Origin of the sequence: Micromonospora sp. NPDC005194 (genome assembly GCF_040608335.1) — a bacterium.
GTDB lineage: Bacteria > Actinomycetota > Actinomycetes > Mycobacteriales > Micromonosporaceae > Micromonospora.
Genome location: NZ_JBEXIA010000076.1, coordinates 1 through 8,171, shown reverse-complemented (window position 1 = coordinate 8,171; position 8,171 = coordinate 1). Strand labels below are relative to the sequence as shown.

Sequence of the window (8,171 nt, the reverse complement as noted above, 5' to 3'; positions counted from 1 at the left end):
CCGCGCGCGGGTGGCGGGCCGTCGGCCGGCTGGCCACGCCTGCGGCAACAGCGGTACGCGCAGCCGGCCCCACCGTGCTGCTACCGCTGGCCGCCCTGGTGGCGGTGCTCGGCGCGGACCTGTCCGGGCTGAGCAAGGCCGAGGTGGAGCGGATCTGGCTGCCGTTCGTCGTGTGGCTGCTGGTGGCCACCGCCCGCCTGCCGACGGGGTCCCGGCGCTGGTGGCTGGCCGCGCAGGCGCTCACCGCGCTGGCCGTCAACCACCTGGTCTGGACTGTCTCCTGACCACCCCGGCCGCACCGCCCGGCCACACCGCCGCACCGCCCGGCCGCGCCGCAACCCGCGCCGCCCGGCCGCGCCGCCACCCGCGCCGCCCGCCCTGCCACTCCGTTGAGCGGTATGACTGTGAGTCATAAATATGACTCACAGTCATACCGCTCATTGGCCGTACCGGCTCGTCGCGCGCGCCAATCACCGCGAGCCACCACCGCCGGAGCCAGCACCACCGCCCGAGCCAGCAGCACCACCGCCGGCTCGGCACACCGCGCCGCGCGAGCAGCACCACCGCGCGCACCACTCGGCGTGGACCAGCCGCGGGCGGCGGGCGGCGGGCGGTCAGCCTGCGACGGCGGCTGGTTCCCGTAGCGGGTCGGTGGCGAAGCCGGCCACGCCCTCGGCGAAGCCGACCCGGGCCGTGTAGCCGAGCAGTTCCACGGCCCGGCGGGGGTCGGCGACCACGTGCCGCACGTCGGCCGCGCGGGCCCCACCCACCACCTGCGGGGCCGGCCCGCCCATCGCCTCGGCCAGGGTGACCGCCAGCTCTCCGACCGTGTGCGGCTCGCCCGAGCAGACGTTCACCGGCACCAGCGTGGCCGGCGGCGCGCTGCTGGTTAGGGCCAGCAGGTTGGCCCGCGCCACGTCGGTGACGTGCACGAAGTCGCGCCGTTGCCGGCCGTCCTCCAACACCCGCGGCGCCACGCCGGCCGCCAGCGCCGACCGGAAGATCGATGCCACTCCGGCGTACGGGGTGTCGCGGGGCATCCGGGGGCCGTAGACGTTGTGGTACCGCAGCGCCCACACGGCGCCGCCGGTCTGCCGGGCCCAGGCGGCGGCCAGGTGCTCCTGGGCGAGCTTGCTCGCGGCGTACGTGCTGCGGGGTTCCAACGGCGCGTCCTCCGGCACGAGCACCGGATCGAGTCCGCGGCCGCAGTGTGGGCAGGTCGGGTCGTACCGGCCGGCCGTCACGTCCTCGGGCCGGCGGGGCGCGGGGCGCACCGTGGCGTGCTCGGGGCAGGCGTAGCGCCCCTCCCCGTAGACCACCATCGAGCTGGCCAGCACCAACCGACCGATCCCCGCCCGGTGCAGCGCCGCCAGCAGCACCGCCGTGCCGTAGTCGTTGTGCGTGACGTAGTCGGGGGCGTCCGACGGATCGAGGCCGTGGCCGACCATCGCCGCCTGGTGACAGACCGCGTCCACGCCGGTCAGCAGCCGGTCCAGCAGAGGGCCGTCCCGGACGTCGCCGCGGACCACCTGGTGCCCGCGTGACCAGGCGGGCAGCTCGCCGCCGTGTGCCTGGGGCAGCAGCGCGTCCAGCGCCACCACCTCGTGGCCCTGCTCCACGAGCAGGTCGACGACCTGCGACCCGATGAACCCGGCCGCGCCGGTGACCAGTACGCGCATGCCGGTCACGGTAGGGCGGACGGGACGCCCGGCGGGCCGGTTCGGCGGACCCGTAAGGAGTTCGCAACAGCTCGGCGGGCGCCGACGCCCCGGTAAGCGTTCGGTAATGCGGTAAACCCGGCCGGGCCGTACCCCTGCGGTCTAACCTGCCGGCAGTGCCCGCCACCGGCCCACGCGCCCGGCCGGGCCGACCGGTGTGGACGACAACGGCGCGTGACGGCGAGGAAGGGGCAGCGGGTGCCGGTTAGCAGACCCGGCCCGAGCGGCAGCGAAACCCGGGCAACGGACGCGGACGGCTACGGCGCTCCGCGCCGGCTCTGGCGCGGGCTGGCCCAGCACGGCCCACCGGGTGGGGACGCCGTCAAACGGAGCTGGCGCAGCCCGTTGCGCGGCCCCTGGCTCACCGCCGTCTACGGGTCGGTGCTGCTGGTGGCGCTACCACTGGTGATCATCACCGGGCTGCTCGACTACGCCGCCTACAGCCCGCAGTTCGACCAGGCGTTCCCGGCGAACGTGGGCTGGCTGCGGCTGCCCGCCTTCGACTGGCCGACCCGGCCGTCCTGGCTGTTCCGGGTCACCCAGGGGCTGCACGTGACGCTCGGCATCGTGCTCGTCCCCGTGGTGCTGGGCAAGCTGTGGTCGGTGCTGCCGAAGCTGTTCGACTGGCCGCCGGCCCGCTCCCTGGCCCAGGTGCTGGAACGACTGACCCTGCTGCTGCTGGTCGGCGGGATCCTGTTCCAGATCGCCACCGGCCTGCTCAACATCCAGTACTCGTACGTGTTCGGCTTCGACTTCTACACCGCCCACTACTTCGGGGCCTGGATCTTCACCGGCGCCTTCGTGGCGCACGTGATCATCAAGTTTCCCCGGCTGGTGACCGCGCTGCGGTCCCGCCCGCTGGGCGCGGAACTGCGTACCCCGCGCGCCGCGACACGACCCGAGCCGCCCGACCCGGACGGCCTGGTCGCCGCCGAACCCGGGCCGGCCACGGTCAGCCGGCGCGGCGCGGTCGGCCTGGTCGGCGGCGGGGCGCTGCTGCTGGCCGTCCTCACCATCGGGCAGAGCCTGGACGGCCCGCTGCGGCGCACCGCGCTGCTGCTGCCCCGCGGACGACAGCCCGGCACCGGGCCGAACGGCTTCCCGGTCAACCGCACCGTCGCCGCCGCCGGCGTACGCCCCGAGCAGACCGACGCGAGCTGGCGGCTGATGCTGCGCGGCGGCGGCCGGACCGTGACCCTGGACCGGCCCGGCCTGCTGGCCATGGCGCAGCACACCGCCGCCCTACCCATCTCCTGCGTGGAGGGCTGGTCCACCCGGCAGACCTGGACCGGCGTCCGTCTTCGTGACCTGGCCGCGCTCGCCGGGGTCGCGGACCCGGCCTCGGCGCGCGTGTCGTCGCTGGAGCAGGCCGGGCTGTTCCGCACGGCGGTGCTCGCCGCCAACCAGGTCCTCAATCCGGATTCGCTGCTCGCTCTGCGGGTCAACGGCGTCGACCTCGCCCCCGACCACGGCTACCCGGCTCGGGTCATCGTGCCGGCCCTGCCCGGGGTGCACTGCACGAAGTGGGTCACCGAGATCGACTTCCGGGGTCAGGCCGATGGCTGAGCGAGCCGGGCCGACCGGCGGACGGGCCGGGCCGACGGCTGGGCGGGCCGGGCGGTTGCGGGCCGCCTACGGCGCCGCGCCGTGGCATTTCGTCCTGGTGACGGCGGCCATCGTGCTCGCCGGCTGGGTGGCGCTGCGGCTGGCGCAGGAGGCGACGTTCAGCCGGATGCTGCTCTGGTTCGTCGGCGCGGTCATCGCCCACGACCTGGTGCTGTTCCCGGTGTACGCGAGCGCCGACCGGGTGCTGCGCGCGGTGGTACGCGATCGTGTCACGCTGCTCAACCACCTGCGGGTGCCGGCGCTCGGCACGGCGCTGCTGTTCGTGGTCTTCTCCCCCGGCATCCTGCGGTGGGGCGAGACCACCCACGAGGCGGCCTCCGGCCTGACCCAGCGGCCGTACCTGGTGCGCTGGTTGGTGCTCAGCGCGGCGCTCTTCCTGCTCAGCGGCGCGACGTACGGCCTGCGCGCGGCGTTGGGCCGGCGCGGTTCGGCGTCCCGCGCCCGGCGCTGACGGCCCCGGGCGCCCGGCCTGCCGGTCGGGCGCCCGCAGTGGTCAGGCCGCCGGCGCGTTGGCGTACGCCGCGACGGCCCAGGCGCCGTCCGTGCGGTGCAGGACCCAGGTGGCGTGCCGACGCCGCTCCGTCGGCAGCTCGTCCTCACCGGCCATCAGGATGCCGGCAGCGCTCACGACGATCGCGGTCTCTCCGAGCACTCGGATGTCCAGTGGCTCGTCGACCCCACGGGATCCCTTCAGCGGTCCGGCGAACCCGGCGGCCATGTGCGCCCGCACCGCCTCGCGGCCCTGGTGCAGCACACCGGGCATGACCACTGTGGCGTCCGGGCGGTAGAGGGCAGCGAAGGCGTCCGCGTCGTTGTCGCCCCAGGCGGCGTAGAGGCGCCGGAACAGGTCGAGGATGGCATCGGTGGCGGTTGGCGCGTCGCCTTTCGGGGCGAGCGAGGTGTTGCTCATGCGGGTGACCTCTCTGTCGGTGGCGCCGTCGATCCGACGCCGCGGGACGTGCCGCGCCGCACCAACGGGGGCGCGGGCCGACGGCACGTCTCACCGGGGGATACCGGCGAGCGGCAGTGAACTCATCGCTGCCGGCGGTGGGCATTTCTCACCGCGCCTGCAGCTGGGCGGGGAGCGTGCCGCGCTGGCATGCTGCCGGTGGAGGTGGCGCATGGATGTGCTGGCGGGCGACGGTTTCGTGACGACGACGGCCGGGCTGCGACCGGAACTGCTGGCGCACTGCTACCGGATGCTGGGCGCCGTCGACGAGGCCGAGGATGTCGTCCAGGAGACGATGCTGAGGGCCTGGCGGGCGCGGGACCGCTACGACGCCGCCCGGGCCACGCCGCGTACCTGGCTCTACGCGATCGCCACCAACGCCTGCCTGACCGCGCTGGAGGGCCGCCGACGACGACCGCTGCCGACCGGTCTCGGCCCGGCCAGCGAGGACCCGGACGCCCCGCTGACTCCGCGCATGGACGTGCCCTGGCTCCAGCCGCTGCCGGACGCCCGGCTCACCGGCACCGATGACCCCCAGATGGTGGTGCAGCGGCGTAGCAGCCTGCGGTTGGCGCTGGTGGCGGCCCTGCAGCTGCTGCCGCCGCGGCAGCGCGCGGTGCTGATCCTGCGCGACGTGCTGCGGTTCAGCGCCGCCGAGGTGGCGGGGCAGCTGGGCACCTCGGTCGCCGGCGTCAACAGCGCCCTGCAGCGGGCACGCGCCGGGCTGGCCGACACCGGACTGCGCGACGACGCCGTGCGGGAGGCCGACGATCCCGAGGCACGCGCCACGGTGGACCGGTACGTGCGGGCGTTCGAGGCCGCCGACGTGCCCGCGCTGGTCGACCTGCTCACCGACACGGCGGTGTTGGAGATGCCGCCGGTCCCCCTCTGGTACTCGGGCCGGGCGGCGTACGGCCGGTTCATGTCCCGGGTTTTCGCCCTGCGGGGCCGGGACTGGCGGGTGCTGCCGACGGCGGCGAACGGTCAGCCGACCCTCGCCGCGTACTGTCGGCAGGACGGCCCGGGGTACCGCCTGCACACGGTGCAGGTGCTGACCGTCGTGTCGGCCAGGGTGGCGCACAACGTGGTCTTCCAGGACCCGGCGGTGCTGCGCGCCTTCGCTGTGCCGGCCACGTTGGGCTGAGCGGCGGGCGTCAGGACTCGCCGAAGCGGTCGGAGAGCGCGTAGCGCAGCAGCACCACGTCGCCGATCTGGCGGGCCTCGGCCAGGCGGGCGCGGCGATCCGCGTGCCAGGGGAAGCTTCCCTCGCCGACGAACCGGGGCGCCCGGCGGTCGCCGACGAAGAACGGGGCGACCACCAGGTGCAGCTCGTCGGCGAGGCCGGCCGTGAGGAACTGCGCGTGCACCGTCCCGCCGCCCTCCACCATCAGCCGCCGCACACCCCGCGCCGCCAGGTCGGCGAGGACCCACCCCGGGTCGACCGGCTCGCCCCCGTCCACCACGGTGGCCAGCCGACCGACCCGCTCGCGGGTCTTGTCCAGCACACCGCTGGCGCAGTAGACCAGCCGGTCGGGATCGCCCGCGGTGAAGAACCGGGCGGTCGGATCGAGATCCCCCCGGGCGGTCAGGGTCACCTTGGTGGGCGAGGCGGGCCGCCCGCACGCCACCCGCTCGGCCCGGCGCCCGGCGGAGCGCACCAGCAGGCGCGGGTCGTCACGGCGGACCGTGGCGGCGCCGACCAGGATCGCGTCGCAGCTGGCCCGTACCGCGTCGACGCGGTCCAGGTCGTCCTCGTTGGACAGCAGCAGCCGCTGGTCGGAGGCGTCGTCGATGTACCCGTCGAGGGAGGCGGCGCAGCTCAGCAGCACGTACGGCCGGCTGATCATCGGGAGACGGGCCGGTCAGGGGTACGGCCCGCCGGCGCCTCCGCCGCCTCGGTCTCCGCCGCCTCGGTCTGCGCCGCCTCGGTCTGCGCCGCCTCGGTCTGCGCCGCCTCGGTCTCCGCCGCCTCGGTCTGCGCCGCCTTGGCGGCCTTCGCCGCGAGGTACTCGGCGTTGGCCGGGGAGAGGAAGATGCTGGTGGGGACGCGTTCGACGACGTCCACGCCGAGCCGGGTCAACTGCTCGGCCTTGTCCGGGTTGCTGCTGAGCAGGCGCACGCGCGGCACGCCGAGGGTGGCCAGCATCTGCGCGGCGGCGCTGTAGTCGCGCTCGTCCTCGCCCCGGCCCAGCGCCACGTTGGCCTGGTAGGTGTCCAGCCCGGCATCCTGCAGGGCGTACGCGTCGAGCTTGGCGTACAGGCCGATGCCCCGGCCCTCCTGGCGCAGGTAGAGCAGGAACCCGCCGGTCTCGGCGATCCGCTGCACCGCCTCGCGCAGCTGCGGCCCGCAGTCGCAGCGCTGGCTGCCGAACACGTCACCGGTGAGGCACTCGCTGTGCGGGCGGACCAGCGGCGGCTCGCCACCGGCGGCGAGCCGGTCCAGCGCCCCGGCCCAGTCACCCAGGCCGAGAGCGAGGTGCTCCCGACCGTCGATGAGGCCCTTGAACGTGAACACCCGGACGGTGGTGGTGTAGCCGTCGGGAAACGCCAGCGGCACCGTGACCTGCGTACGGACCGTGGCGACCGGCAGTGCTTCGGGCATGGGACTCCTTTGTCCGGCGCCGCCAACAGGCGGCGACGCGTACCGTCTCACCACCACTCAACAGCCGCCGCCGGAGGCAGCTTCCCGAGCGGTGGCGGGATTGCGGGCCCGCCGGGCGAGCAGCACGGCCGCGCCGGGCAGGCTGGCCACCAGCACGAGGGCACCGTAGACGGTGGCGGTGGCGACACCTTCGGCCGCGCTGAGTCCGGCCGCGCCGAACACCCACGCGGCCACCCCCTCGCGGGGTCCGAACCCGGCGACGTTCAGGGGCAGACCCATGGCGAGCAGGGCCAGCAGCGTCAGCGGCAGCAGCCGTGTCAGCGGAGCGTCCGAACCGGCGGTCCGTGCCGCCACCAGGAAGGTGGCCAGGTGCCCGGCGACCATCACGGCGGAGGCGACCAGCACGCCGAGCCAGGTACGCCGGGCCAGCAGCCCGGACCGCACGTCCGCCACGGCGGTGCGTACGCCTCGGGCCCACCGGGACCGGCCGCCGCCGGGCAGGCGCCGCGCCAGCAGCACGACGGCCAGCCCGCCCGCGAGCAGCAGGGCGGCGGCGGCCGGCAGGTACGGCCGCACCGGCGACGGAAACGCCGCCAGCACCACCAGCGCGACACCCACCAGGACCACCTGGCCGGCGGTACGCTCCCAGACCACCGCCCGGATGCCCCGGCTGACGTCGCCGGCGTCGCGGCCGTGGCGTACCGCCCGGTGCACGTCCCCGAGCACCCCGCCGGGCAGCGTGGCGTTGAGGAACACCGCCCGGTAGCAGTGCGCCACCGCGGTCGCCAGCGGCAGTCGTACGCCGAGGCCACCGGCGACGAGGCTCCACCGCCAGGCCGCGCAGACCGTGGTGAGCACGCCGATGAGCAGGGCAGCGGCCAGCGCCGGCGCGTTGATCAGCCGTACGCCGGCGAGGAACGGGCCGCCGCCCACCTGCCACAGCAGGGCGGCGAGCAGGCCCACCCCGCCGACCACTCGTGCCCAGGCCCACACCATAGACGCCGGTCCTCCCTGAAGATCGTCCACTCCCTCTAGTGCACGTACCCAGGGCGTCGACGGTTCATCCACCGGCCAGAAGGTCCAGGTGCTCGACCAGCACGCCGAGCCGGCCGGCGGCGGCGTCGGCCAGCCGGCGCTGGGCGTACGCCCCGGTTGCGCCGGCCAGTTCCGGGCGTTGCTCGCAGGCCGCGCCCAGCCAGCCGCGGAACCACTCGGCGGCCAGGTCGGCCTGCTCCGGGCCGAGCCGCCACGGGCTGGGCCGCTCCCGCACCGGCAC

Annotated in this window: 7 protein-coding genes and 3 pseudogenes; 4 read left to right on the top strand and 6 right to left on the bottom strand. The window is 75.3% G+C overall.

Annotation, left to right across the window (positions count from 1 at the left end):
• Window positions 1-284: pseudogene (locus ABZU53_RS31485) on the top strand (hypothetical protein); the annotation flags it as partial.
• A 330-nt stretch (window positions 285-614) separates the two neighbouring features.
• Here the strand turns inward: ABZU53_RS31485 and ABZU53_RS31480 are convergent.
• Window positions 615-1,679, bottom strand: coding sequence for an NAD-dependent epimerase/dehydratase family protein (locus ABZU53_RS31480; RefSeq protein ID WP_355069211.1), 1,065 nt, complete (start codon window positions 1,677-1,679; stop codon window positions 615-617).
• Window positions 1,680-1,916: 237 nt separating this feature from the next.
• Here ABZU53_RS31480 and ABZU53_RS31475 point away from each other — a divergent pair, with 237 nt between their 5' ends.
• Together ABZU53_RS31475 and ABZU53_RS31470 are read left to right on the top strand one after the other, a co-directional pair.
• Complete coding sequence (locus ABZU53_RS31475; RefSeq protein WP_355069210.1) at window positions 1,917-3,284, top strand: molybdopterin-dependent oxidoreductase; 1,368 nt, start codon at window positions 1,917-1,919, stop codon at window positions 3,282-3,284.
• Window positions 3,277-3,795, top strand: coding sequence for a hypothetical protein (locus ABZU53_RS31470; RefSeq protein WP_355069208.1), 519 nt, complete (start codon window positions 3,277-3,279; stop codon window positions 3,793-3,795). Before ABZU53_RS31475 ends, ABZU53_RS31470 begins: the two co-directional genes overlap by 8 nt.
• A gap of 42 nt (window positions 3,796-3,837) precedes the next feature.
• Here the strand turns inward: ABZU53_RS31470 and ABZU53_RS31465 are convergent, their stop codons facing one another.
• Entirely contained in the window at window positions 3,838-4,254 is a 417-nt protein-coding gene (locus ABZU53_RS31465) for an SgcJ/EcaC family oxidoreductase (RefSeq protein WP_355069206.1), read from the bottom strand.
• A gap of 211 nt (window positions 4,255-4,465) precedes the next feature.
• On the opposite strand from ABZU53_RS31465, the gene ABZU53_RS31460 reads away from it, so the two are divergent.
• Window positions 4,466-5,437 carry an RNA polymerase subunit sigma-70 gene (locus ABZU53_RS31460; protein ID WP_355069205.1) on the top strand — a complete coding sequence of 324 codons (972 nt, stop codon included), beginning with the start codon at window positions 4,466-4,468 and terminating at the stop codon, window positions 5,435-5,437.
• A 10-nt stretch (window positions 5,438-5,447) separates the two neighbouring features.
• Here the strand turns inward: ABZU53_RS31460 and ABZU53_RS31455 are convergent, their stop codons facing one another.
• The 4 genes and pseudogenes from ABZU53_RS31455 to ABZU53_RS31440 all read right to left on the bottom strand — a co-directional run.
• Window positions 5,448-6,140 (bottom strand): dihydrofolate reductase family protein, encoded by a 693-nt coding sequence (locus ABZU53_RS31455; protein ID WP_355069204.1) that lies wholly within the window; start codon window positions 6,138-6,140, stop codon window positions 5,448-5,450.
• A gap of 134 nt (window positions 6,141-6,274) precedes the next feature.
• Window positions 6,275-6,895, bottom strand: a pseudogene (gene ribA, locus ABZU53_RS31450) (GTP cyclohydrolase II); the annotation flags it as partial.
• Between the two features lie 57 nt (window positions 6,896-6,952).
• Window positions 6,953-7,891, bottom strand: a complete 939-nt coding sequence (locus ABZU53_RS31445) for a lysylphosphatidylglycerol synthase transmembrane domain-containing protein (RefSeq protein ID WP_355069203.1) — start codon at window positions 7,889-7,891, stop codon at window positions 6,953-6,955.
• Window positions 7,892-7,955: 64 nt separating this feature from the next.
• Window positions 7,956-8,171 (bottom strand): annotated as a pseudogene (locus tag ABZU53_RS31440) (SAM-dependent methyltransferase); the annotation flags it as partial.

Bases quoted from the DNA above. Each gene is read 5' to 3' on its own strand.
- ABZU53_RS31480 (WP_355069211.1), bottom strand. From the start codon at position 1,679: ATGCGCGTACTGGTCACCGGCGCGGCCGGGTTCATCGGGTCGCAGGTC.
- ABZU53_RS31470 (WP_355069208.1), top strand. From the start codon at position 3,277: ATGGCTGAGCGAGCCGGGCCGACCGGCGGACGGGCCGGGCCGACGGCT.
- ABZU53_RS31465 (WP_355069206.1), bottom strand. From the start codon at position 4,254: ATGAGCAACACCTCGCTCGCCCCGAAAGGCGACGCGCCAACCGCCACC.
- ABZU53_RS31460 (WP_355069205.1), top strand. From the start codon at position 4,466: ATGGATGTGCTGGCGGGCGACGGTTTCGTGACGACGACGGCCGGGCTG.
- ABZU53_RS31455 (WP_355069204.1), bottom strand. From the start codon at position 6,140: ATGATCAGCCGGCCGTACGTGCTGCTGAGCTGCGCCGCCTCCCTCGAC.
- ABZU53_RS31445 (WP_355069203.1), bottom strand. From the start codon at position 7,891: ATGGTGTGGGCCTGGGCACGAGTGGTCGGCGGGGTGGGCCTGCTCGCC.